Source organism: Bacteroides propionicigenes, from assembly GCF_018390535.1.
Taxonomy (GTDB): Bacteria; Bacteroidota; Bacteroidia; order Bacteroidales; family Bacteroidaceae; genus Bacteroides; species Bacteroides propionicigenes.
In genome coordinates this window covers 242,227-267,504 of record NZ_JAHBBW010000002.1, presented here as the reverse complement: position 1 = coordinate 267,504, position 25,278 = coordinate 242,227, and the positions used below count along the sequence as shown (strand labels likewise).

The window sequence follows — 25,278 nt, the reverse complement described above, 5'->3', positions numbered from 1 at the left end:
TATAGATACGTTTAATTGTTTACTGTTGAAAATGCGTCCGGTTTATAAATAATCCTCGAAATATCGGGTTATCTTCTCGTGCAGATGTACACGGTCACGTCCCAATACATTGTGTTTATGCCCGGGATAGATAAACAGATCGGGATAGGTTCGTGCATCCACGCAGGCTTTCATGAAAGAAAGCGTATGTTGGGGTACACATGTATCGTCGTGGTCATCGTGGATGATAAGCAGATGTCCTTTCAGCTGCCCTGCAAGGTTCTTCAAGTCACATTGTTCGTAACCTTCGGGGTTGGTCTGAGGGGTGTCCATATAGCGTTCGCCATACATTATTTCATAATACTTCCAGTCGATAACCGGTCCGCCGGCCACGCCTACTTTGAAAATCTCCGGATAGCGTAGCATGAGGGCGGTGGTCATATGCCCGCCGAAGCTCCAGCCGTGCACGCCGATGCGGTTACCGTCCACATAAGGCAGGCTTTTCAGGTAGTCCACCCCTTTTACTTGGTCTTTACCCTCTTCAACGCCTAAGTGTCTGAAGGTGACGTTCTCGAATTCCAGTCCACGGTTATTGCTGCCGCGGTTGTCGAGTGTGAACATGATATAGCCCTTGTTGGCCATATAGATATCCCAGCCGCGTGCATCGTTCATCCAGCCGTTGGTAATCATCTGGGCATGAGGACCGCCGTATACGTAGACGATTGCGGGGTATTTCTTGTTCGGGTCGAAGTCGGCAGGCTTGACAAGGCGGTAATATAAGTCGGTCTTGCCGTCGGCAGCCTTTATCGTACCTGTCTCTATTGCAGGCATAACAAAGCCTTCATAAGGATTCTTCGCTGTCAGCAGGGAGATGCTTTTCTTGTTTTGGGTATTGACTATCTCTATCTTGCGGGGAGTATTCGGAGTGGAATACCGGTCGATGATATAATTGCCCGAAGCGGAAAGTATCCCGTTGTGTACCCCCTCGCTATTGTCCAGTGGAGTACGTTTGTTTGTATTTACATTTACTTTATATAAATTACTTTGCAAGGGAGATATTTCTGTGGAAGCGATGATGACCTCTTTCTTCTTGGCGTTGAATCCTAAAACCTTCTGCACCAGCCAGTCTCCTTTTGTTAGTTGCTTGATAAGCTTACCGTCCGTATTGTAGAGATACAGATGGTTGTAGCCGTCTTTCTGGCTCTGATAGATAAACTGGGTATGATTCCAAGGCAGGAACAGGATTGGTTGTTGGGGCTCTACATATTTGGAATGTGTCTCCTCGATAAGGGTGGACATCAATTCTCCGGTCTCGCTGTTGTATTGGCAAAGTTTTGCATGATTCTGATCACGGTTCAACTCTATGAGATAAAGGCTCTTCCCGTCGGGCGCCCAGCTGATATTGGTGAAATAACGGTTGGTAGGGTCACCGATATTCAAATAAACGGTCTTTTGAGTGTCCGGATTATAGATGCCTACGGTAACTTGGTGGCTGAGCATCCCTGCCATCGGGTAGCGTATCTTGTCCACTAAAGCTATTCTGGGAGTAATATCCACCAGCGGATAAGGAGTTACCATGCTTTCGTTCATACGGTAAAAGGCCAGCAGGTTTCCTTGGGGACTCCAGAAAGTACCCTTGCTGATTCCGAATTCATTGCGGTGTACGCTCTGCCCGCACACAATTCCTTCGGGTTCTTTGGTGACGGCTTTGTTGTCTACAAAGAGATTATTCTTTACGGTATAAGCTATGTGCCCGCCTTCCGGGGTATAGTCAATGTTGGCACCGTTTCTCTCTCCGGCTTGCGGGAGACCTTTAACGAATTCATCTTTCTCGAAATCATAAATGATGTATCTCGCAGGCAACTTAATAAGCATATACGGTTTGTCCAGCCATGGAAACTCGGTATTGTAGAAATGTTGTACCTTATTTCCTTTATACTTTGATGTTGCGGTTGTTTCCGTAGGAGTTATCAGTGAATTGAGCACCTGATTTACCTTTTCCCGGGTCGTGAGCAATGTCTCCTTTCCGTTTTTGGGATTGACGGCAAACAATGAATCGATGCCGGGCTTTATACATACATCTCCCCACCACTGTAAACCCGGTAAATTCTCAGCGATACGATAGGTAGCGCCACCGGGAAGAAGGTCTTCCAGAGTGGGCTTTCTCAAATCTTGTGCCATAAGCTCCATTGAAAATAAGGCGGTTGTTGCCAGTAGCAACGCCATGACTGCCTTACCGATTCTCTTTACGTTCATAGCTTCTTGCTTTTTTCGGTTTCCATTCTCCGTCTGTCGGCTTTCTGTATTCACGAGGCTTGAACTCCCGTTTATCATCCGACTTGAACTCCCTTCTTTCTCTCGGTTTAAATTCCCTTTTCTCTCCGGATTTAAACTCTCTTCTCTCCCCGGGCTTGAATTCCTTTTTCTCTCTTGGTGTGTAAGGTCTGTACTCTTTGTCACCTTCTTCACTATCCTGTTTTTTGAATTCTTTGTATTTTCCATCAAAGATTTCATATTTGCGGAATTCACATTCCAAAGCACCGTTGAACAAAGGTATCTTGGCAGTAGCTTTCAAGCCTATTTGATCGAAACATTCTTCACGGTAAGAAAGTATCCATGCGGTATTGCCTGTAAATGCGTGCTTCAGTCGTTCGCCAATCATGGAGTATAGTCCTAACAGGTCGTTCGTTGATATACGCTCTCCATACGGCGGGTTGGTAATAATGACGGCCTTTTCCTTAGGCTGTTCAAACTGTTGGAAGGGTTGCAATTTCAATGTTACATCTTTGGACACACCTGCCGCTTTTATGTTGTGGGTTGCGATTTCGTTGGCTTTCGGGTTATTGTCGTATCCGTATATCTTATGAGCGAATTCACGTTCCTGGCTGTCATCATTATAAATCTTGTCAAACAGTTCCTGGTCGAAATCAATCCATTTTTCAAAAGCAAATTCTTTGCGGAATACGCCCGGTGCGATGTTCCGGGCTATCAGGGCCGCTTCAATGGGGATTGTACCCGAACCGCACATAGGGTCTATCAGGTCGCATTCTCCATGCCAGCCGCTCATTAATATCATGCCGGCAGCCAGCACTTCGTTCAGCGGAGCTTCTACGGCCTCTTGGCGATAACCGCGGCGGTGCAAGGACTCGCCGGATGAATCGAGAGAGAGCGTACACTTGGTTTCAGCAATATGGATGTTCAATAGTACGTCGGGCTTATTGATACGTACAGACGGGCGTTTGTTGTAGGCATCCCGGAAGTAGTCCACAATAGCGTCTTTCACTTTGTAGGAAACAAACTTTGAATGACGGAATTCCTCGCTGAACACAACTGCGTCTACAGCGAAAGTCTTGTCAACATCCAGATAATCTTCCCAGTGGATTGCTTTGATTTGCTCGTACACCTCATCGGCATTTTTTGCTACAAACTGTTTGATAGGCTTCAGGATGCGGATAGCTGTTCGCAGGCAGAAGTTAGCCTTGTACATCATTTCCTTATCTCCACAGAATGATACCATACGACGTCCTATCTGTATCTCGTTTGCCCCTAAGGAGGTCAATTCTTGTGCCAATGTTTCTTCCAGTCCCTGGAAAGTTTTGGCAATCATTTCAAATGATTGTTCGCTCATCTATTTATTTATGATTTATAATTTATGATTCATGATTTGTTTCGGTATGATTTCATCTTTACTATATGCCGCATGGCATAAATTATAACTCTGAAATCATAAGTCTTCCTACTTTTTTGCTTTGGTTTGTACTATTCTTGCACCTGCCGGCACATCTTCCGTTACCCAGATGTTGCCGCCTACGGTAGCATCCTTCCCGATGGTGATACGTCCTAATATGGTGGCATTGGAATAGACAATGACATTATCTTCCAATATGGGGTGGCGGGGAATGCCTTTGATGGGTTTGCCGTCTTCGTCCAGCGGGAAGCTTTTGGCACCGAGGGTCACACCCTGATATAGTTTTACGTTATTGCCGATGATACAGGTTTCGCCGATTACCACACCTGTGCCATGGTCTATGGTGAAATGACTGCCTATGGCGGCTCCCGGATGAATGTCGATGCCGGTTTCGCTATGCGCCATTTCGGTAATGATACGCGGAATGAGGGGCACGCCGAGCATCAGCAGTTCATGCGCTATGCGGTAGTTGCTGATGGCACGGATGGCGGGATAGCAACTGATAACTTCGCCGAACGAGTGGGCGGCAGGGTCACCGTTGTAAGCGGCTTCAACGTCTGTTGCCAGTATGCGGCGCAATTCCGGCAAATGGCTGATGAACTCGGCGGCAATGGATGCCGCCTCTTCACGTTGAAGTTCGGTGCAGCAGCTGCCTTCATCGTCACTGCCGAAGCAGAGGCCTGCCAGTATTTGCTCGGTCAGCAGGTCGAACAGTCTTTCTACATTGACTCCGATATGGTAAGTTACCGTACGGCTGTTGACCGTTGAATTTCCGAAATATCCGGGGAAGATAATGGCGCGTGCAAGTTCGATAATATCGCACAATGCCTTAGCTGAAGGCAATGGATTGCCGTCTGTGTGCTGGTGAAACAGTCCTTTGTATGATTCGCTTTCCGATAGCTCATCGACTGCCTGTGTCAGGATGTGAGTAAAATTGAGTGGACTCATTATGATATCCTTTATTAATAAAGTGGCTACAAAGGTATAAAATACTCACCAATTTTCCTACATATCCCTCATTTATAGTATGGATTTACCACATTTATGGTATTTTGAATGAGCGAGCTGCGTCGTATCTTTGTCTTATCAATCATTCACTGTAAGTTATGAAAAAAATAGCACAACGCCTTACTGACTTAGTAGGCAACACTCCTCTGTTGGAGTTGAACAATTATAGTAAAAATAAGGGTCTGAGGGCTCATGTGATAGTCAAGCTGGAATACTTTAATCCCGCAGGCAGTGTAAAGGACCGCGTTGCGCTGGCTATGATAGAAGATGCGGAAACGAAAGGACTGTTGACACCTGGTGCAACGATTATCGAGCCGACCAGTGGGAATACCGGGGTGGGACTTGCCTTTGTGGCGGCTGCCAAAGGTTATAAATTGGTTTTGACCATGCCGGATACCATGAGTATGGAACGTCGCAATCTATTGAAGGCTCTTGGCGCGGAACTTGTCTTGACACCCGGTGCCGACGGTATGAAAGGCGCTATAGCCCGTGCCGAAGAATTAAAATCAGGCACACCCGGTTCATTGATTTTGCAGCAGTTTGATAATCAAGCTAATCCTGCCGTTCATGAGCGCACTACCGGACAGGAAATCTGGCAGGATACGGACGGGAAAGTCGATGTATTCGTAGCCGGCGTTGGGACCGGCGGGACGGTGAGCGGTGTGGGTACGGCTTTGAAGAAGCATAACCCCAAGATACAAGTAGTAGCCGTAGAGCCGGAAGACTCTCCGGTGTTGTCAGGCGGAAAACCGGGGCCGCACAAGATTCAAGGTATCGGTGCCGGCTTCATCCCCAAAAACTATAATAGTGCGGTAGTAGACGGAATTCTGCAGGTATCCAATGATGACGCTATCCGTACCGGTCGGGAACTGGCGAAGTACGAAGGCCTGTTGGTCGGTATCTCTTCGGGGGCGGCCGTCAGCGCCGCAACCCGATTGGCGCAGTTGCCGGAGAATGAGGGTAAAAACATAGTGGTGTTACTGCCTGATACGGGAGAACGCTATTTGTCGACGTTGCTTTATGCCTTTGAGGAATATCCTTTGTAGTGTCTTGTATATATTTATGAACGGAAACAGGCTAATTAAATATGCTTTTGCAATTTGTTGATAATCAATGGCGTAAAAATTAGGGTGTCTCAGTCGTATACTGAGACACCCTAAATATACGGGTTAGCGATAATCAAATTCCGATGCGGAAGTTTTTGTTTAGATTATTTTATTTCACTCGGTCGTAGTCCGAACGATTTGCAACTTATTTCATCCACCTTCACTTCCCAGATTTTCACGTTGCGTACAGCCGGTTCGGCATAACTGCACGCATTGTCTGTATATTGTTTCATGAGAATATCGAGTACCCGGCGTTTCTCATCCATATCTTCTATGAAGCGCACTTTGCCTTTACAGATAACACTGCGGGATTTCATGCTGTAACTGCAAGCTATCTGTTTGTGCATATATACCAGTTCGTGTCCTTCGCAAAAGTTGATGCAGACCTGCGGATGCCGTGCCACCATTTCTACTTTGCTTCCTTCGGGACCCGAATGTAAATAAACGGTATCATTATCCCAAGCGAAGTTCATGGGGACTACATACGGGTTGCCCTCTTCGTCGGTAATTCCGACCGTACAATAGGGGCATTTACGGATAATATCTTCTATTTGCCCACGGTCTGTAATAGTAATTGTCTTCATGTATGTGTATGCAAGCGTTTATAACGGTGATTGTTTTTTATTCAACCAATGCAAAGTCCAATTGCTTTTTCTCCAGATTGGCACGCGCCACCTTGATGGTGATAGCGTCACCGAGGCTGTATGTACGGTTCTTCCGACGTCCGCGCAGGCAATAGTTCTTTTCATCGAATTCGTAGTAATCATCATCGAGGTCGCGGATAGGTATCATTCCCTCACATTTATTCTCGTTCAGCTCCACGTACAGTCCCCATTCGGTAACGCCGGAAATAACACCGTCGTAAGTCTGTCCCAGACGTTCCGTCATGTATTCCACTTGCTTGTACTTGATAGAGGCGCGCTCCGCATTGGCGGCAATCTGTTCCATGCCGCTGGAATGTTCGCAGAGCGCTTCGTATTTCTGTTCGGAAACGCTTCGTCCGCCCAAATCCAAGTACTTGGTCAGCAACCGGTGCACCATCATGTCCGGATAGCGGCGGATGGGAGAGGTGAAGTGGGTATAATAGTCGAATGCCAGTCCGTAGTGCCCGATGTTGTGCACGGAATAGCGCGCTTTTTGCATGGCGCGGATAGATACGGTTTCGATGAGATTCTCCTCTTTCTTCCCTTGAATATCATCCAGCAGGTGGTTGATGGACTTGGATACATCCGTTTTGGTTCCGCCGGTGCGTAGCTTGTAGCCGAAGCGGGCGATGAACTGTGACAGGTTATCCAGTTTCTCAGGGTCCGGAAGGTCGTGAATACGATAGGGGAATACTTTCGGCTTTTTGCTTTTGGGCACGCGTCCTATCTTTTCGGCCACAGTGCGGTTGGCGAGTAGCATGAACTCCTCTACCAGCTTGTTGGCGTCTTTGGATTCTTTGAAATATACGCTGACGGGCTTGCCCTTCTCATCAATTTCGAATTTCACTTCATAGCGGTCGAAGTTGATGGCGCCGGCGGCAAACCGCTTTTCGCGCAATATCTTGGCAAGTGAATCCAGCTTGAGGATTTCCTCTTTAAAATCTCCCTCTTTGGTTTCGATAATCTGTTGCGCCTCCTCGTATGTGAAGCGGCGGTCGGACTTGATAACCGTATGTACAATGCGTGAGTTTTTTACTTCTCCTTTGTCCGTCATTTCGAAGACGGCGGAATAAGCCAGTTTCTCTTCATCGGGACGCAGGGAGCAGATGAAGTTGCACAGCCGTTCGGGCAGCATCGGAATGGTGCGGTCTACAAGATAAACGGATGTCGCCCGTTTCTCCGCTTCCTTGTCGATGATGCTGCCTTCCGTTACATAATGTGTCACGTCGGCAATGTGCACGCCTACTTCCCAAAGGTTGTCCTTCAGTTTGCGGATGGACAGGGCATCGTCAAAGTCTTTGGCGTCTTTGGGGTCTATGGTAAAGGTGGTTATATGGCGGAAATCTTCACGTTTGGCATACTCCTCTGCGGGAATTTCTGCGGGAATCTTGTCCGCGGCTTTTTCCACGGATGCGGGGTAGACATACGGCAGTCCGAATTCGGCAAGGATAGCGTGCATTTCGGTGGTGTTGTCTCCGGCTTTTCCCAAGATGTCAATGACCTGGCCGATGGGGTTCTTTGCCTTGTCGGGCCACTCCACCACCTTGACGATGGCTTTGTCGCCTGTTTTTCCACCTTTCAGTTTCTCTTTGGGGATAAAGATGTCGTTGGCGAGCGTACGGTTTTCCGTGACAAGGAAAGCGTATGACTTGGCAACTTCCAGCGTTCCTACGAAGGTGTCGTTGGCGCGTTCCAGTATTTCGATGACTTCGCCTTCGGCTTCACGTCCGCGGCGTTTGGCATAGAAAGCGATGCGTACTTTGTCGCCTGCCATGGCGTGCGCCGAATTCCGTTCGGCTACGAAAATGGGGTCGCCGCCGCCTTCGGGTATAAATGAGTTCTTTCCGTTGCTCTTGCGCTGGAAAGTACCGGTCATTTCCACGCCATGATTATTCAGCTTGTATTTATGCTTGTCCACTTCGGTGATATAATCGTCATCCGACAATTCGGACAGGATATCCATACACAGCATTTTCAGCGGATGTGTGGTGAGGTGCAGTTGTTCGAAAATGTATTTCAGGGACAGTACTTCGTCTTGTTTTATGTGGAAGAAGTCCAACAGCGTTTTGACGAGTTCTTTCTTCTTCATTCGCTTGCCGGCTTTTTTCTCTTTCTTTTCTTTCTTTGTCTTAGCCATAATTTGATGTCTTTTTATCTTTCTTGCAAAGTAAACAAATAAATGTATTCACTCGTTCACTCTGCCTTCAAAATCTTTCTGTCTTACTGAAAATTATAAGGGAACGACCGGTCATAATAGATTTATGTACTATATTTGCAACGACTTAGAAAAAAAGAGCATGGCAGTACAACCTATGGATAAAGAAGATGTTGCGAGGGAAAAAGGTATTTACCGCGTAACGATTGTGGGGAGTGTAGTGAACTTCCTGTTGCTTCTGTTTAAGTTCTTTGCGGGAATCGCGGGGCATAGCGCCGCCATGCTGGCGGATGCCGTACACTCGCTGTCGGACTTTGTTACAGACATCATTGTCATTGTTTTTGTGCGCATCTCTTCCAAACCGGAAGATGAAGGACACGATTACGGGCATGGCAAATATGAGACCTTGGCAACCGCCATTATCGGTATTGTATTGCTTTTTGTCGGGTTCGGGATTTTCTGGAACGGCGCTTCATCTATCTATCGGTTTCTTCACGGCGGTTCTTTGCAGGAGCCGGGAATGCTGGCATTGATAGCGGCGTTGGTGTCCATCGCTTTTAAGGAGGCACTCTACCGTTATACGGTGTTTAAGGGAAAGAAACTGAATTCCCAGGCAGTGGTAGCCAATGCGTGGCATCATCGGAGTGACGCTCTTTCTTCCATAGGAACCGCCATAGGTATCGGTGGGGCTATTCTTTTGGGAAATCACTGGCGGGTACTCGACCCGATAGCTGCGGTTATCGTCAGTTTCTTCATTATGAAGGTGGCCATAAAACTATTGGTTCCTTGCGTGGATGAGTTGCTGGAGAAATCGTTGCCTGCCGATGTGGAAAATGAAATACAGAAGATTATCCTGTCTTTCCCCGGAGTAAGTTCGCCGCATCATCTACGCACCCGCCGCATAGGCAACTATTATGCGATAGAGGTGCACGTGCGCATGGACGGCAAAATAACACTGGAAGAAGCGCACCGTACGGCAACGGCCGTTGAGAATACCTTGAAAGCGCAGTTTGGCAAGGGCACTCATGTAGGTATCCATGTAGAGCCGCTGAAATAGCGGGAGAAGTAATTCGTAATTATCAAAATTTGCAATAAATAAAAAGTGGAGTCGGTTTTAGTAACAGGAGCAAGCGGGTTTATCGGAAGTTTCATCGTGGAAGAAGCGTTGAGACGGGGATTCGGTGTATGGGCAGGCGTACGTTCGTCCAGTAGCCGGGAGTATTTGCAGGATAGGAAAATACATTTTCTTGAACTCGACTTTGCACATCCCAACGAACTGCGGGCGCAACTTTCCGGCCATAAAGGGACTTACAACAAGTTCGATTATATTATCCATTGCGCCGGAGCCACCAAATGTGTGGATAAGAAAGACTTTGAACGTGTAAACTATCTGCAGACCAAATACTTTGTGGATACGTTGCGTGAGTTGAACATGATTCCCAAGCAATTTATCTTTATCAGCACTTTGAGCGTATTCGGGCCGATACGCGAAAAGACATATACTCCGATAACGGGAAAAGACACTCCTATGCCTAATACGGCTTACGGTCTTAGCAAGCTGAAAGCGGAGATTTATCTGCAAAGCATACCGGGTTTCCCCTACGTCATCTATCGTCCTACGGGTGTCTACGGTCCGCGCGAGAAGGATTATTTCCTGATGGCAAAGTCCATCCGGCAGCACACGGACTTCTCCGTAGGCTTCCGCCGGCAAGATTTGACATTTGTCTACGTCAAGGATATTGTGCAGGCCGTTTTCTTGGGAATAGAGAAACAAATATCCTGCCGCGCCTATTTCTTGGCAGACGGCAAGGTCTATCGAAGCCGTGCTTTTTCCGATTTGATACGGAAAGAATTGGGGAATCCGTTTGTAATTCGTCTGAGATGTCCGTTAATTATATTGAAAGTTGTATCTTTGCTCGCCGAATATTGGGCGAAGCGCCGGAACACTACCAGTACGCTCAATTCGGACAAGTATAGAATAATGAAACAACGCAACTGGCAATGCGACATTACTCCGACCATTAAGGAACTGGGCTACAGCCCCGAGTACGATTTGGAACGGGGAGTAAAGGAGACCATTGCCTGGTATAAAGATAAAGGATGGCTTTAGACTTATTCAAGAGAGTAGAAACCCGTAACGGGCTTTTTGCGGTAGAGAAGATAACACTGATATATAACCTGTTGACTTCCATTCTTATACTGTTTCTTTTCCAAGAAATGGATCATCCGGTACAGATGCTTGCAGACCGCGCTATGATTGCGGGCATGACGTTCCTGCTGATGTATCTTTATCGGCTCGCCCCTTGCAAGTTTTCCGCTTTTATCCGTATAGCCATCCAGATGTCGCTGCTTTCTTACTGGTATCCCGATACATTTGAATTCAATCGTATCTTCCCTAATCTGGACCATGTTTTCGCATCGGCGGAACAATGGATATTCGGAGGGCAGCCTGCCGTATGGTTTTCTTTGCGGTTTCCGCAGATGTGGGTCAGCGAGCCGTTCAATATGGGCTACTTCTTCTATTATCCGATGATTCTTCTGGTGGTGGTATGGTATTTCCTCTACCGTTTTGAGCTTTTTGAGAAAGTATCGTTCGTGATAGTCACCGCTTTCTTTATCTATTACCTGTTTTATATCTTCGTGCCGGTGGCAGGACCGCAATTCTATTTCCCGGCTATCGGCAACGATAATGTGGCGCAGGGAATATTCCCTTCCATCGGAGATTATTTCAATCATAATCAAGAGTTGCTGCCCGGTCCGGGATACGAACATGGATTTTTCTACAATCTGGTGGAGGGTTCTCAGCAAGTGGGTGAGCGTCCGACGGCGGCTTTCCCCAGTTCCCATGTCGGTATGTCCACTATCCTGATGATTATGGCATGGCGAGGCAGCAAATGTTTATTTGCTTGTCTGCTCCCTTTCTATTTGCTGCTGTGCGGAGCCACGGTATATATTCAGGCGCATTACCTGATTGATGCTATTGTCGGTTTCTTTTCTGCCATTGTTCTTTATGTGGCGGTGACGTGGATGTTCAAGCGGTGGTTTGCACAGCCGATGTTCAGATGATACTGAAATCATATGCTTATGAAATACATACTCAAGCTGGTTGCCGGCTTTTATTTTTTCTTATTTGCAAGTCCTGCTTTCTCGACGGAGACTTCCATGCCCGTTTATGATAGAGAATGGTGAAGTTGCGGATGTCTTTTCCCAATGTTTATCGAAAGGATACCGGCAGGCGCTTAAGGAGAGAAATGCAGAGTCTATCTGACCCGTATGCAATCTTATGCCCGGAAGCACATTGCTGAAGCCTCTTACCATATCATGCTTTCTTGTCTGGCGCAGGCCTATTCTAATATCGGTTGTATCTATCAGCGGGAAGGAATGGATGGGGAAGCGGGCTTATATCTGAAAAGAGCTTTGGCATAGGCTGAGAAATTGGAGAAACTTGCTAAGGCAGAGAATCCTGATGTGGCAGAAATAGCTAAGTTGGCAGAGAAAAAACAGCAACTGGACAAGGATAGCGAAACGAAACTGGGGGCGGCTGCCAAGAAGTTGGTAGGTATGGAACTGCCTTATGAACTCTCCGAAGGATTGTTCTATTCTATTGCTTCCCAACCTATGGTAACTGAGGCGAAAGCTAATGGTACTGAGGATGTTACTGTTTCTGTCTCTTTCCGTATTAAAATAAATGTTCCTCTGACAATAGGCAAAGGGGAAAGTGCGGACTATCCTATCTGCTATAAGTATATGGATGCCGGAGGAAAGGTTGTAGGAGTAAGTTTGCAATATCCCTTCGGAAGTTTTCCGAATCGTGAAGCTATAGAATTGCAGGCGGAACAAGTGTTGGACAAAGATTTGAAGCTTTCTTATGACCAACCTAAATATAACGGTGCAACCAAAGTTGTCTTTATTTCTAAAGAAGAATATGATACGTTGAAGAAATAATCGTTAAGTAAATGTGCATAATTAGTTTATACTATCTGTCATTCAGAGCGGAGCGAAGAATCTCTTCTCTATGTATACATAAAGAGAGTAGATTCTTCGCTTCGCTCTGAATGACAGATGCTCTTGATATAAATTAAAATTCAACACTTACTTATTATAAATAATCATGAGTATAAGACGACTTTTAGTAATGTTCGTCGTTGTACTGACCAATTGCAATTGTTGGTAGAGGTCATGTTGCTTTCATGCCACCCCCTTCCACCCTTCCGAACCCTCCTGTTTATACGGGGTAGCGGGTGGAACCCCTGCACATTCCGGCAATTCCAATGACGCATCTCAGCTCCCTAAACCACACACCTCAGCTCCTCAAACGCCTGTGGTTTGCAGGACAAATGCCCGTGGTTTAGGGAGCTGAGGTGTGTCATTGGGGGAGTAAAAAGCGGGTTCCACCCGCTACCCCGTATAAACAGGAGGGTTCGGAAGGGTGGAAGGGGTACAGGTGTAAATTGAAATCCAAGAATATTCCCTGTTTTGATGTATATCATAATCCGTTTTGACGTATATCAAAATGAATTATGATGTACATCAAAGTATGTATGTGAGGTTGTTAAATTCCATTGAGAATCATTACGAACGAATATGATTCACTTAGGAACTGAATGGCTTTTAGTTGAATATTTATGGCCTGTCGATAAAAAGGTGTGGGTTATGTGTTAATTATGGCCTTTGTTGGCAGGCATATGGAAATATTAACCGGGACTTAAGGAAGTAAGGGGGCTATGTCGTCAAAGATACGGTATAGTTCCTCTTTCGTTTCTGCCCGCAACATGGCGATGCGTGTATCCCGGAAGTTGGGAATACCTTTGAACAAAGGACTTGCTGCCAAGTGACGGCGTACATGCAGGATGCCTCTTCGTTCGTCCAACAGTTTTACGCTGTCTTCTACTTCCCGGCGGAGCACATTGAGCTTCCACTCCGGACTGAGGGGCGGCATCTCCTCACCCGTTTCCAGATAATGTTTCACTTCCTTGAATATCCAGGGGCGGCCAAAGCTGGCGCGGCCTATCATAATGGCATCCACGCCATAGCGGTCAAAGCATTCTTTCGCCCTTTGGGGAGTGGTTACGTCACCATTGCCGATGACGGGAATATGCATACGGGGATTATTCTTGACTTCGCCAATCAGAGTCCAGTCCGCCTCACCTGTATACATTTGGGCACGGGTGCGGCCGTGGATGGTAAGGGCGGCAATACCGCAGTCTTGCAGTTGCTCCGCCAACTCTACGATAATCTTGCTGTTGGCATCCCAGCCGAGACGGGTTTTTACGGTGACGGGTATCTGTACGGCATCTACCACGGCACGGGTTATCTCCAGCATTTTGGGGATATTCTGCAACATTCCCGCTCCGGCTCCTTTGCCGGCTACACGTTTTACGGGGCAACCGAAGTTTATATCCAGTATATCCGGACGTGCCTGTTCCACAATGCGTGCCGCTTCTACCATCGTGTCCGTATCTTTGCCGTATATTTGTATGGCTACGGGGCGTTCTTCGTCGCTGATGTTCAGCTTCTGCTCGGTCTTGCTGACAGAGCGTATCAGTGCGTCGCTCGACACGAACTCGGTGTATACCATATCCGCTCCGAAACTTTTGCACATCAGTCGGAAGGCCGGGTCGGTCACATCCTCCATAGGGGCAAGCACTACGGGATACTTGCCGAGGTCTATATCTTTAATCTTCATATTCTAACTGGATTTGCCTGCAAAAATACGGAAAAAAGCCTACCTTTGCGAAAATAAATGTGCGAATATAATAATACAAATAAATTTGTTATGCCCTCTATCAGTGATTTTGAAATTATGGCGCCGGTAGGTTCACGCGAATCTTTGGCGGCTGCTATCCAAGCAGGTGCGGATTCTATTTATTTCGGTATCGAGAATCTGAATATGCGTGCCCGTTCGGCGAATACGTTTACAATAGATGACCTGCGCGAGATAGCCCGTACCTGCGACGAGCACGGCATGAAAAGCTATCTTACGGTGAATACCATTATATACGATAATGACATTCCCTTGATGCGCACCATTGTGGATGCGGCAAAAGCGGCAGGCATTTCGGCGGTGATTGCAGCAGATGTGGCGGTGATGAGCTATGCCCGGCAGATAGGTCAGGAGGTGCATTTGTCTACGCAGCTGAATATCTCAAATGTGGAGGCTTTGCGTTTCTATGCCCGGTTTGCCGATGTAGTGGTGCTGGCGCGTGAGCTGAACCTGGAACAGGTGGCGGAAATCTATCGCCATATCTGCGAAGAGAATATTTGCGGTCCGGGCGGTGAACAGATACGTATCGAGATGTTCTGCCATGGCGCTTTGTGCATGGCGGTATCGGGCAAGTGCTACCTCTCGCTGCACGAGATGAATCATTCTGCCAACCGGGGAGCATGTATGCAGGTGTGCCGCCGTTCCTATACGGTGCGCGACAAGGAAACGGATGTGGAATTGGATATTGACAACCAATATATTATGTCACCCAAAGACCTGAAAACCATCCATTTCATGAACAAGATGCTGGATGCAGGTGTACGCGTGTTTAAGATTGAGGGACGTGCCCGCGGTCCCGAGTACGTGCGTACCGTAGTGGAATGCTATAAAGAGGCTATCCGCTCTTATGTGGACGGCACATTCACCGATGAAAAGATAGCGGTTTGGGATGAACGTCTGAAAACTGTCTTTAACCGCGGCTTTTGGGACGGCTATTACTTGGGACAACGTTTGGGCGAATGGACCCGGAATTACGGTTCTGCAGCTACCGAACGCAAGATTTATGTCGGTAAGGGCATCCGGTATTTCTCAAATATCGGTGTGGCGGAGTTCTTGGTGGAAGCTGCCGAAGTCAATGTTGGCGATAAACTGCTGATAACGGGGCCCACAACAGGAGCCGTCTTTACCACATTGGAAGAGGCGCGCGTGGATTTGAAACCCGTACAGACCGTGAAGAAGGGACAGCACTTCTCGATGAAGGCCGATAAAATACGTCCCAGCGACAAACTCTACAAACTGGTTTCCGTAGAGGAGCTCAAGAAGTTTAAAGGCTTGGATATAGAGAATAAACGCGGTTGACTATCAAATGGTAAATCGTAAACTGTTAAATAGTAAATATCCTAATGAACTATATTTATGAACTGAAGATGAAGGTTCGCGACTATGAATGCGACCTTCAAGGTATTGTCAACAATGCCAATTATCAGCATTATCTGGAGCATACGAGGCACGAGTTCCTGTTGAGCACGGGTGTCAGCTTTGCAGCGCTCCACGAACAGGGAGTAGACCCGGTGGTGGCACGAATCAATATGGCTTTCAAAACGCCGTTGAAGAGCGGTGATGAGTTCGTGTCGAAACTGGCGATGAAGAAGGAAGGCATCAAATACGTGTTCTATCAGGATATTTTCAGGGCAAGTGATAATAAGGTAGCCATTAAGGCGGTGGTTGAAACGGTATGTGTGGTGAACGGACGTTTAAGCGACAGCGAATTATTCGATAACGTCTTTGCCCCCTACCTCGACCATGAATAACGACGAACGTCTTTGCTGTATAGCTCTTACGCTTTGCCCCGGTATAGGACATATCGGGGCAAAGCGTTTAATAGACGGCATAGGTAGTGCCGTCGACGTTTTCGGGCGGCGTAAAGAGTTGCCGGAACTCCTGCCCGGCGTGAATCCTTCCATAATTGTGGCTCTTGATTGCCCCGCCGCTTTTCTCCGTGCCGAGCGCGAAATGGAGTTTGTGGAAAAGAACCGCCTGACTTGTCTCACTTTGCAGGATGAGGCCTATCCTTCCCGCTTGAGGGAGTGTGAGGACGCCCCGATTGTTTTGTTTTTCAAAGGAAACGCTGATTTTAATCGACTACATATTATTAATATGGTAGGTACGCGTCGGGCAACGGAGTACGGCAAACAGTTTTGTGCCGACTTCATACACGATTTGTCTGTGCTTCTTCCCGATGTTCTGGTAGTGAGCGGCCTTGCTTATGGCATTGATATTCATGCGCATCGTGCCGCACTTGCCGATAATATTTCCACAGTCGCTGTTCTGGCCCATGGCTTGGACCGTATTTATCCTTTTGTGCATCGTAAAACGGCTGTCGATATGCTGGCAAATGGCGGCTTGCTTACCGAGTTTCTTACCGAGACTAATCCGGACAAACATAACTTCGTCAGTCGTAACCGTATTGTGGCGGGGATGTGTGACGCAACGATTGTGGTGGAATCTGCCGCTAAAGGCGGTTCTTTGATTACGGCGGATTTGGCTGACGGCTATCATCGTGATTGCTTTGCCGTACCCGGGCGGGTGACGGACACCGCTTCTATCGGTTGCAATCAGTTGATACGGGATAATAAGGCGGCACTTGTGCAAAGCGCCGAGGAATTTGTAAGAACAATGGGATGGGGCAGTGCGGAATCTGCACTCAAGGCGGAGGGTATTCAGCGCAATTTGTTTCCGGAGCTGACCGCTGAGGAGGAGTTGGTGGTGCGCATACTGACCCGCCAGGGAGATTCGCATATCAATACGCTTGTAGTAGAAGCGGATATACCGGTAAATCGTATGAGCGCCCTGCTTTTTGAATTGGAGATGAAAGGGGTGGTAAAAACATTGGTGGGAGGAGTGTATCACTTATTGGCATAAAAAAAAGGAGTACCGCTGTACTCCAACCTTTGTTAACCTTAAATCTAATACTATGAAAAAAATCACGTGACAAATGTATGGTTTCTTCTTATATCTTCCAAACATTTACTCTTTTTCTGAAATTCTTTTAGTTTTATTTTACGAATATTTACTGTTTTCGTACACGCTTGACTTCTTGACTCGAATAGATGGACAAATGCTGACGATATGATAATTCCTTTGAAGAGGAAGAGTTGTACGGCTCTTGATTTTCATGGAATATTCCATTTCTTATTTGTATGGAAAGTTGACAAGTTGCAAAAAGCTTCCAATCGTTTCACAAAGCCTTCCAATCGTTTAAATGAGTTAGTCTTTCTGTATTTTCTTTAACTTTAATAGCTTACTTTTGCTTTCATATAACGTAAGGTTATGGTGAATCGCGTCAATATAATTATTCTTATGATACTCTTTTTACTTTTGGTGGGGAGAGAGTATATGCGGGCTAATACATTGATGATTGTAAATAATTCGGTGAATAATTCAATGATAGAACCGGATAAGTGGGAAGAAGTCTATCAGTGGGTAACCGCTGATAAGAATGTGCCGGACAGAGAAGAAGTATTAATGTTGATTCAGTATCATTACGGGAGTTTTGACAGATTGACGGAGTTGTTGTGCTATTTAAACGGCGGTAGAGCTTATAGATATTTGTCGCAAGTTATTTTTCCGAGGATTGGCAGATGTATGATAAAGTCGGAGGAACTGCCCATAGCAGATATACGGATGTCGGAGAAGATGCTGCCTATGATATACATAAGTGCAGAACGGATTGTTCCATCGGCTGTGTTGATGGCGGAAGAGAAAAAAGCGGATACATCGCGTAAGGTTATTGTGGCTCTGAAGAATAATATATTATATGATTTAGTATTGGCCCCGAATGTGGAAGTAGAGCTTTCGATAGGGCGGAAGTGGTCTTTGAATACCGAATATAAATGTCCCTGGTGGTTGAACAGCCGACATAGCTTTTGCTATCAGCTTCTCTCGGGAGGTATGGAAGTTCGTTATTGGCTGGGCAACAGAAATATGCGTGACAAGCTGACTGGTCATTTCTTGGGGGGATATGCAGAAGGCGGAGTATATGATTTTCAATTGAAGGAAGAGAACGGCATTCGCGGCAAATATTACGCAGCTTCGGGGCTGACTTACGGATATGCACGCCGGATAGCCGGACGTTTGGCGATTGAGTGTAGTTTGGGGATAGGTTATTTAATGACGGAGTATCGTAAATATACCTCTTATAAAGGGGATTTAGTCTGGACGAATGGTGGACGCTATCATTTCATTGGTCCTACAAAGGCGAAAGTTTCTTTAGTGTGGCATATAACGGCAGGACGATGAATGTGATAGGAAATGTCAGATATAGTTTACTGATAGCTCTGTTCTGCCTATTTATAACTCTGTCGGGATGTAGTTTCAGAGGGGTGTTGGATGATTATCCTGTCAGTGGCGTACAGATAACGTTGGACTGGACGGAGGTGGCAGAGGAGTTACCGGAAACGATGCGGGTAATATTTTATCCGAAAGATGCCGAAGGACGGAAGGTGGAAAGTTATCTGCCGGCTGTTGGAGGAGAGGTAAAAGTGCCGCCCGGTAATTATGCAATGATAGTTTATAACTATAATACGGAGGTGGTCTGTATAGATGGTGATGGAAGTTACGAGACTATCAGGGCATATACAGAGCAGTGTATAGGTATGAATGGCGGGAAAGATATGGTTTGGTCACCGGATAACCTCTATGTTGTGGCATTGGACGATGTGGAGATTACAAAGAGTGAAACGGCCCGTGTGATGAAACTGAAACCGGAACGGGTGGTGAATAACTATTCGTTTGATATAAAGGTGAGTGGTGTGGAAAATATATCGGCTGTTGTGTGTCATGTGAGCGGGTTGAATGGCGGTTACTATCTTGGTAAAAGAATGTGTGAACCTGCCGAGATGCCTGTCTGTGTGGAGACAGATTGTAAAAATGGACTGCTATGGGGATATTTTTCACATTTCATGCTTCCGAAAGGTGTTGATACACGTATTGATAATCCAATGGTACTGACCATTAAAATTGTCAAAGTGGATAAACAGGTACAGGAAGTACAGGTGGATATTAAAGATTTGGTAGCACCTCCGATTCCTGATGAGGGAGAAGAAACACCGTCTGTTCCCGATGAGGAAATACATATTGAAGTACCTGTCCCTGATGGACAGATTACGGTAGAGGTAGATAAAGGGGAAGGTGGAAATGGTGGTATTGACGGAGATGTGAACGATTGGGATGATGAAACTAATGTAGATATTATTGTGTAAAAACAAGATAAGGAAATTAATATATTAACTAAAAAACAAGTAGTTATGAAGAAAATTTTATTGGTAGCTTTAGCTGCCGTAGCAATGGCAAGTTGCTCTGAGAATGAAGAGTTTGAGAATGTAAGCACAACAAACCAAATTAAATTCGGAACAGTGGTGAAGGCCGGAACAAAAGCGGAGGTGATTACTGCCGGTAACCTTAAAACGTTTACTGTAAATGCTTATAAAACGACAGATGCAATGGGACCGGCTGTACAGTTGAGTACAGGTTTTATGGATAATGTAGAAGTTACTAAGCCGTCTTCGGAATGGCAATATACAGGAAACTACTATTGGCCGTCTTCCGGTAAATTACAATTCTTTGCTACTTCACCGGCACAAACTTTGGATATCACTGCCGCAGGTTATCCGAAGTTTGAATATACAGTAAAAGCTGTTACTGGTCAAGAAGATTTGGTTGCTGCCAATGTAATAAATCAGATAAAGTCTGAATCAGCTATAACTCTTCCTTTTCAGCATCTTTTGACACAGGTGAATTTCTCCATTAAGGGAAGTACTCCGGATTTTACTTATACCGTATCGAAATTAGTGATTAAAGGTGCAAAAGATAAAGCTACTTTTACTTTTGATGGAAGCGCTACGGTAGGTGCTTGGAGTAGTTTGGTAGAGTCTGTTTCAGGTGTGACTTATGAATATGCAGGTACTGTAACAGTTACTCCGACTACTGCTGATTCCAATGCATCTGCATCATTTGAGACTGCCGGTAATGCCTTATTTATGTTGATGCCTCAAGATAACTTAACGGGTGTGACTGTAGATGTTACTTATACTGCTGCGCCGAAAAATGGAGAGAAATTAGGTGAACCTACTTTTGACGGCACTAAAACAGTTAACCTCACAGGTAGCTGGGGAATGGGTAAGAACATCCGTTATACATTGACATTGACGAGTGACGCGACTTCTATCAAATTTATTCCGGAGACTGGTAAATGGACAGATGAAAACGGTACATTTACTGGACTATAAAGTTTTGATGTAAAAGTTCCAATTCTTTCATAATACATTAATATATCCCCGAAAACTTTAAAAGCATAAGTTTTCGGGGAATATTTTTTTTGTTAGATGTTTATGTTTATTTTTGCGAAAGCAAACAAACAAAACATTCTGTCCTGCTATGCATGACTCTTCCGCTTGTGGAGCGGTTAATACTGATTGTCTCAAATGTCCCAAAGCTGTGGATAACCTTATTCTGCATGCTTCTCATAGTAGGGGATTTCATTTTGTCATGCCCAGATGTGATGACAATATCATTATATTTCTTTTGAAAGGTGAAGTCCTTATTAATAGCAAAGAGTACGCAGGAGTGACATTGCATGCGGGCGAATTTCTTCTTCAGGCTATCGGTTCAAAGTATGAAGTGCTTGCAATGACGGATGTGGAATGTATATGCTATCGGTTTTCACAACCGGAATTCTTTTGCGAGGGACGCTATCAGCATATCGTAGATAATGTGATTCCGCCTCTTATATTTTATCCTTTAAAGATTTGTTCTGAACTAAATTTCTTCTTGGAAGCTTCGAAGGCTTATTTAGTCGGAGAGAAAATCTGTAGAGAGTTGCTGCAATTTAAGCAAAAAGAACTTGCATTCATTTTGTGGCATTACTATTCGGATTACGAGCTTTCCATGTTGGTGCACTCACTGTCGAAATATACTACCAGTTTTCAGTATTTTGTGCTTAAGAACTATGATAAGGTCAAGACGGTTGAGGAACTTGCCAAATTAGGAGGATATACAACCACGACTTTCCGCCGCATATTTACTTCGGTATTCCATCAGCCTGTGTATGAGTGGATGCAGGAACGCAGAAAAGAAGGCATTCTTTATGAGCTTCAGCATACAAATTTTACAATCTCTGAGATTTGCTATAAGTATGGCTTTGAATCTTTGCCCCACTTCTCTAACTTCTGCAAGAAGAACTTCGGATTGTCTCCTCGCAGTTTAAGGAAAGAGGCTGCGAGCTCGTCATACTCTTCGGTTCAGAACTCTGTGCTTTTGCCCGTTTAAGGTTGCTTCTCAGCTTGGATAAGGGCTTTTGTTCTTGTTTCTATAATAAAAAACTCCTCTACCGGTTTCCCGATAGAAGAGTTCTTTGTGATATTAATCAAATGTAGAAAGTACGGTTAGTCTTTCAGTTTTGCGATGATGAAGTCGCGGTTCAGACGTGCGATGTTGCTGATGGAAACATTCTTCGGACATTCAGCTTCACAAGCACGAGTGTTTGTACAGTTACCGAAACCGAGTTCATCCATTTTGCTCAACATGGCTTTGGCACGGCGCAATGCTTCCGGTTTGCCTTGAGGCAACAGGTTCAACTGGCTTACTTTGGCAGAAACGAACAGCATGGCAGAACCGTTCTTACAAGCAGCTACACAAGCACCGCAACCGATGCAGGAAGCGGCATCCATAGCTTCGTCAGCGATGGGCTTCGGAATCAGGATAGCGTTGGCATCCTGAGGAGCGCCTGTGCGTACACTAACATAACCGCCGGCTTGCATAATCTTGTCGTATGCCGTACGGTCTACCATTAAGTCTTTGATAACCGGGAAACCGGCAGAACGCCAAGGTTCCACGGTGATAGTATCACCGTCGTTGAATCGGCGCATATAGATCTGGCAGGTAGTGGCACCTGTTGCAGGTCCATGCGGATGTCCGTTGATGTAGAGAGAACACATACCGCAGATACCTTCGCGGCAGTCATGGTCGAATACAACCGGTTCTTTACCTTCACTGATGAGCTGTTCGTTCAGAATATCCAGCATTTCGAGGAATGAAGTATCGCCCGGAATATCTTTCATTTGGTATGTTTCAAAAGCGCCTTTTGCTTTCGGACCCTTCTGGCGCCATACCTTGAGCGTAAATGATATATTTTTATCCATTTTCTTTAATTCTTTAAATGTTCAACTTCCCGATTAGCTCTTATAGTTACGAGTCTGTACTTTGATTGCTTCGTAAACCAGCGGTTCTTTCAGCAATACCGGAGCTTTTTCGTCAGAGCCTTGGTATTCCCAGCAAGCAACGTAGAAGAAGTTTTCATCATCACGTTTAGCTTCGCCTTCCTCAGTCTGGTATTCTTCGCGGAAGTGACCGCCACAGCTTTCGTCACGGTTCAGGGCATCGTAAGCTACTAATTCACCCATTATGATGAAGTCGTACAGACGGATGGCCTTATCGAGTTCTACGTTCATGCCTTCTTTGTCGCCCGGAATGAAGAGGTTAGTTTCAAATTCCTTGCGGATTTCTTTCATCTTCTTCAATCCTTCTTTCAAACCTTCGGCAGTACGTCCCATGCCGACATATTCCCACATTACATGACCCAGTTCCTTGTGGATGGAATCTACAGACTTCTTACCCTTGATGTTCATCATCCAGTCAATCTTGTCTTGGATAGCCTTTTCTGCAGCGGCAAATTCAGGCAAATCGGTAGAGAAGCGGGGAACGGTAATCTGGTCGGCCAGATAGTTCTGGATAGTGTAAGGCAATACGAAATAGCCGTCGGCCAGACCTTGCATCAATGCAGAAGCACCGAGGCGGTTTGCGCCGTGGTCGGAGAAGTTACATTCGCCGATAGCGAACAGACCCTTGATGGAAGTCTGCAGTTCGTAATCAACCCAGATACCGCCCATTGTATAGTGGATGGCAGGATAAATCATCATCGGGTTCTCGTACGGGCTTACGTCGGTGATTTCTTCGTACATATCGAAGAGGTTACCGTAACGTTGAGCTACTACATCCTTGCCCAGACGGTTGATTGCATCGCTGAAGTCGAGGAATACGGCCAGGCCGGTATTGTTTACGCCGAAGCCCTTGTCGCAACGTTCTTTGGCTGCACGGCTGGCAACGTCGCGCGGAACGAGGTTACCGAATGCCGGATAACGGCGTTCCAAGTAGTAGTCGCGGTCTTCTTCGGGAATATCTTTTCCTTGCAGAGTGCCTTCTTGTAGTTTCTTGGCATCTTCCAGTTTCTTCGGAACCCAGATGCGACCGTCGTTACGCAGTGATTCGGACATCAGAGTCAGTTTAGACTGTTTGTCACCGTGTACAGGAATACAAGTCGGGTGAATCTGTACGTAAGCTGGGTTAGCCATCCATGCACCCTTGCGGTAGCAAGAAATAGCTGCCGTACAGTTACAAGTCATTGCATTGGTAGAAAGGAAGTATGCGTTTCCGTAACCGCCGGTAGCGATAACCACTGCATGAGCGGCAAAGCGTTCCAACTTACCGGTTACGAGGTTCTTTGCGATGATACCGCGGGCGCGTCCTTCAACGAGCACAACGTCCTGCATTTCATAGCGGGTAAACAGTTTTACAGTACCTACGTTTACCTGACGGCTCAATGCAGAGTATGCACCCAGCAGCAGCTGTTGACCTGTTTGGCCTTTAGCGTAGAATGTACGTGAAACTTGTGCGCCACCGAAAGAACGGTTGTCGAGCAGACCGCCGTATTCGCGAGCGAAAGGAACACCTTGTGCAACGCATTGGTCGATGATGGCGTTTGATACTTCAGCTAAACGGTAAACGTTTGCTTCGCGGGCACGATAGTCGCCACCCTTTACAGTATCGTAGAATAAGCGGTAAACGGAGTCACCGTCGTTTTGATAATTCTTTGCAGCATTGATACCACCTTGTGCAGCGATAGAATGTGCGCGGCGCGGAGAGTCTTGAATGCAGAAATTGAATACTCTGAAACCCATTTCACCGAGAGAAGCGGCAGCAGAAGCGCCGGCAAGTCCGGTTCCTACTACGATGATGTCCAAACGGCGTTTGTTGGCAGGGTTCACTAATTTTTGGTGAGCTTTATAGTTAGTCCATTTCTCAGCTACCGGTCCTTCCGGTATTTTAGAATCTATCTTAGTCATAATGCTATTACAATTTAATCATTTACAATAATTTATTAGCAAGCGCCGCTACACATCATTGATTTGATGAAGAATGCGACAACTACCAGAGCGAAGCATACAACAACGATAGTGGAATAGATGTTGGAGATACATTTCCAACGGTTGATCCATACTTTGTTGTTCCAGCCCAAAGACTGCATGGAGCTCCAGAAACCGTGAGTCAGGTGGAACCACAATGCACCCAGCCAAATGAGGTAAAGCACTACGAATACCGGGTTAGAGAAGGTGTTCTGGATGTGATAAACGCCGTTGGCTGCATAAGCCAAAGTAAGTGTGTCAGCATGCATACCCATGTTGTGCATTAGTTCGGGGAGCTGCATTTTAGCCCAGAAGTTTACCAAGTGCAGACCGAGACCTACAATTACGATGATACCCAGCACAAGCATGTTTTGAGAAGCCCATTCCACAGTTTTAGGCTTGTCTACTACGGCATAACGTTCGTTACCGCGTGCCTTGCGGTTCTGCATAGTCAGCCAGAAAGCGTAGATGATGTGGATGATGAACAAAGCAGCCAAACCTACGGTAGCTACCAATGCATACCAGTTTGCTCCCAGGAACTCACAAACCATGTTGTAGCCGTTGGCCGAAACCAATGCAACAAGGTTCATCGCCATGTGAAATGTCAGAAACAGGACAAGGGCGATACCGGTAACGCTCATCACCACTTTCCTTCCTACAGATGAATTACTTAACCACATAAATGATTGAATTTAAATTATTTAATAGTTAGAAAATATATTCTTTAAATACGGTCTTACTAATTTCTCGCAAAAA

Annotated in this window: 22 protein-coding genes; 13 read left to right on the top strand and 9 right to left on the bottom strand. The window is 46.0% G+C overall.

Going from position 1 to position 25,278, the window contains the following annotated elements; all coding sequences use genetic code 11:
* Positions 1–42: 42 nt before the first annotated feature.
* The 3 genes from KG118_RS03855 to epsC all read right to left on the bottom strand — a co-directional run bounded on the left by KG118_RS03855 (position 43) and on the right by epsC (position 4,615).
* A complete protein-coding gene (locus tag KG118_RS03855; protein WP_117710454.1) occupies positions 43–2,235 on the bottom strand; it encodes a S9 family peptidase in 2,193 nt (730 codons plus the stop codon).
* Complete coding sequence (locus KG118_RS03850; protein ID WP_117710453.1) at positions 2,213–3,607, bottom strand: THUMP domain-containing class I SAM-dependent RNA methyltransferase; 1,395 nt, start codon at positions 3,605–3,607, stop codon at positions 2,213–2,215. Before KG118_RS03850 ends, KG118_RS03855 begins: the two co-directional genes overlap by 23 nt.
* Before the next feature lie 108 nt (positions 3,608–3,715).
* Entirely contained in the window at positions 3,716–4,615 is a 900-nt protein-coding gene (gene epsC, locus KG118_RS03845) for a serine O-acetyltransferase EpsC (protein WP_117710452.1), read from the bottom strand.
* A 158-nt stretch (positions 4,616–4,773) separates the two neighbouring features.
* Here epsC and cysK point away from each other — a divergent pair, with 158 nt between their 5' ends.
* Positions 4,774–5,721, top strand: coding sequence for a cysteine synthase A (gene cysK, locus KG118_RS03840; protein ID WP_117710451.1), 948 nt, complete (start codon positions 4,774–4,776; stop codon positions 5,719–5,721).
* A gap of 164 nt (positions 5,722–5,885) precedes the next feature.
* Here the strand turns inward: cysK and KG118_RS03835 are convergent, their stop codons facing one another.
* Complete coding sequence (locus KG118_RS03835; RefSeq protein WP_117710450.1) at positions 5,886–6,365, bottom strand: pyridoxamine 5'-phosphate oxidase family protein; 480 nt, start codon at positions 6,363–6,365, stop codon at positions 5,886–5,888.
* A 37-nt stretch (positions 6,366–6,402) separates the two neighbouring features.
* Positions 6,403–8,562 carry a ribonuclease R gene (gene rnr, locus KG118_RS03830; RefSeq protein WP_117710449.1) on the bottom strand — a complete coding sequence of 720 codons (2,160 nt, stop codon included), beginning with the start codon at positions 8,560–8,562 and terminating at the stop codon, positions 6,403–6,405.
* Between the two features lie 160 nt (positions 8,563–8,722).
* Between rnr and KG118_RS03825 the strand changes: the two genes are divergently transcribed.
* The 5 genes from KG118_RS03825 to KG118_RS03805 all read left to right on the top strand — a co-directional run bounded on the left by KG118_RS03825 (position 8,723) and on the right by KG118_RS03805 (position 12,525).
* Entirely contained in the window at positions 8,723–9,637 is a 915-nt protein-coding gene (locus KG118_RS03825) for a cation diffusion facilitator family transporter (protein WP_369834329.1), read from the top strand.
* A 45-nt stretch (positions 9,638–9,682) separates the two neighbouring features.
* Positions 9,683–10,690, top strand: coding sequence for an NAD-dependent epimerase/dehydratase family protein (locus KG118_RS03820; protein ID WP_118323022.1), 1,008 nt, complete (start codon positions 9,683–9,685; stop codon positions 10,688–10,690).
* A complete protein-coding gene (locus tag KG118_RS03815; RefSeq protein ID WP_117710447.1) occupies positions 10,681–11,646 on the top strand; it encodes a phosphatase PAP2 family protein in 966 nt (321 codons plus the stop codon). The genes KG118_RS03820 and KG118_RS03815 overlap by 10 nt, the downstream gene beginning before the upstream one ends.
* 207 nt (positions 11,647–11,853) lie before the next feature.
* The gene (locus KG118_RS03810) at positions 11,854–12,006 is read left to right on the top strand and encodes a hypothetical protein (RefSeq protein WP_158560987.1); all 153 of its coding nucleotides are present in this window, start codon (positions 11,854–11,856) and stop codon (positions 12,004–12,006) included.
* 9 nt (positions 12,007–12,015) lie between these two features.
* Positions 12,016–12,525: a hypothetical protein gene (locus tag KG118_RS03805; protein ID WP_117710446.1), complete on the top strand. Its 510-nt coding sequence runs from the start codon at positions 12,016–12,018 to the stop codon at positions 12,523–12,525.
* 760 nt (positions 12,526–13,285) lie between these two features.
* Here the strand turns inward: KG118_RS03805 and dusB are convergent.
* Complete coding sequence (dusB, locus tag KG118_RS03800; RefSeq protein WP_117710445.1) at positions 13,286–14,266, bottom strand: tRNA dihydrouridine synthase DusB; 981 nt, start codon at positions 14,264–14,266, stop codon at positions 13,286–13,288.
* A 90-nt stretch (positions 14,267–14,356) separates the two neighbouring features.
* On the opposite strand from dusB, the gene KG118_RS03795 reads away from it, so the two are divergent.
* The 7 genes from KG118_RS03795 (at position 14,357) to KG118_RS03765 (ending at position 21,610) form a co-directional block, all read left to right on the top strand.
* The gene (locus tag KG118_RS03795; protein ID WP_117710591.1) at positions 14,357–15,643 is read left to right on the top strand and encodes a peptidase U32 family protein; all 1,287 of its coding nucleotides are present in this window, start codon (positions 14,357–14,359) and stop codon (positions 15,641–15,643) included.
* A gap of 44 nt (positions 15,644–15,687) precedes the next feature.
* Positions 15,688–16,095, top strand: coding sequence for an acyl-CoA thioesterase (locus KG118_RS03790; RefSeq protein WP_005655620.1), 408 nt, complete (start codon positions 15,688–15,690; stop codon positions 16,093–16,095).
* On the top strand, positions 16,088–17,206 hold the full coding sequence (gene dprA, locus KG118_RS03785; RefSeq protein ID WP_117710444.1) for a DNA-processing protein DprA: 1,119 nt from the start codon (positions 16,088–16,090) through the stop codon (positions 17,204–17,206). The genes KG118_RS03790 and dprA overlap by 8 nt, the downstream gene beginning before the upstream one ends.
* Before the next feature lie 408 nt (positions 17,207–17,614).
* Positions 17,615–18,583, top strand: a complete 969-nt coding sequence (locus KG118_RS03780; RefSeq protein WP_117710443.1) for a DUF3575 domain-containing protein — start codon at positions 17,615–17,617, stop codon at positions 18,581–18,583.
* Positions 18,580–19,545 carry a DUF5119 domain-containing protein gene (locus KG118_RS03775; RefSeq protein ID WP_117710442.1) on the top strand — a complete coding sequence of 322 codons (966 nt, stop codon included), beginning with the start codon at positions 18,580–18,582 and terminating at the stop codon, positions 19,543–19,545. Before KG118_RS03780 ends, KG118_RS03775 begins: the two co-directional genes overlap by 4 nt.
* Before the next feature lie 45 nt (positions 19,546–19,590).
* Complete coding sequence (locus KG118_RS03770; RefSeq protein ID WP_117710441.1) at positions 19,591–20,571, top strand: fimbrillin family protein; 981 nt, start codon at positions 19,591–19,593, stop codon at positions 20,569–20,571.
* Positions 20,572–20,719: 148 nt separating this feature from the next.
* Positions 20,720–21,610 carry a helix-turn-helix transcriptional regulator gene (locus KG118_RS03765; protein WP_117710440.1) on the top strand — a complete coding sequence of 297 codons (891 nt, stop codon included), beginning with the start codon at positions 20,720–20,722 and terminating at the stop codon, positions 21,608–21,610.
* Between the two features lie 116 nt (positions 21,611–21,726).
* Here the strand turns inward: KG118_RS03765 and KG118_RS03760 are convergent, their stop codons facing one another.
* From KG118_RS03760 to KG118_RS03750, 3 genes are read right to left on the bottom strand one after another with little or no spacing between them, the layout of a single operon-like run.
* Positions 21,727–22,482, bottom strand: coding sequence for a succinate dehydrogenase/fumarate reductase iron-sulfur subunit (locus tag KG118_RS03760; RefSeq protein ID WP_005830925.1), 756 nt, complete (start codon positions 22,480–22,482; stop codon positions 21,727–21,729).
* Positions 22,483–22,515: 33 nt separating this feature from the next.
* The gene (locus KG118_RS03755; RefSeq protein WP_117710439.1) at positions 22,516–24,462 is read right to left on the bottom strand and encodes a fumarate reductase/succinate dehydrogenase flavoprotein subunit; all 1,947 of its coding nucleotides are present in this window, start codon (positions 24,460–24,462) and stop codon (positions 22,516–22,518) included.
* Between the two features lie 35 nt (positions 24,463–24,497).
* The gene (locus KG118_RS03750) at positions 24,498–25,202 is read right to left on the bottom strand and encodes a succinate dehydrogenase/fumarate reductase cytochrome b subunit (RefSeq protein WP_117710438.1); all 705 of its coding nucleotides are present in this window, start codon (positions 25,200–25,202) and stop codon (positions 24,498–24,500) included.
* Between the last annotated feature and the right edge of the window lie 76 nt (positions 25,203–25,278).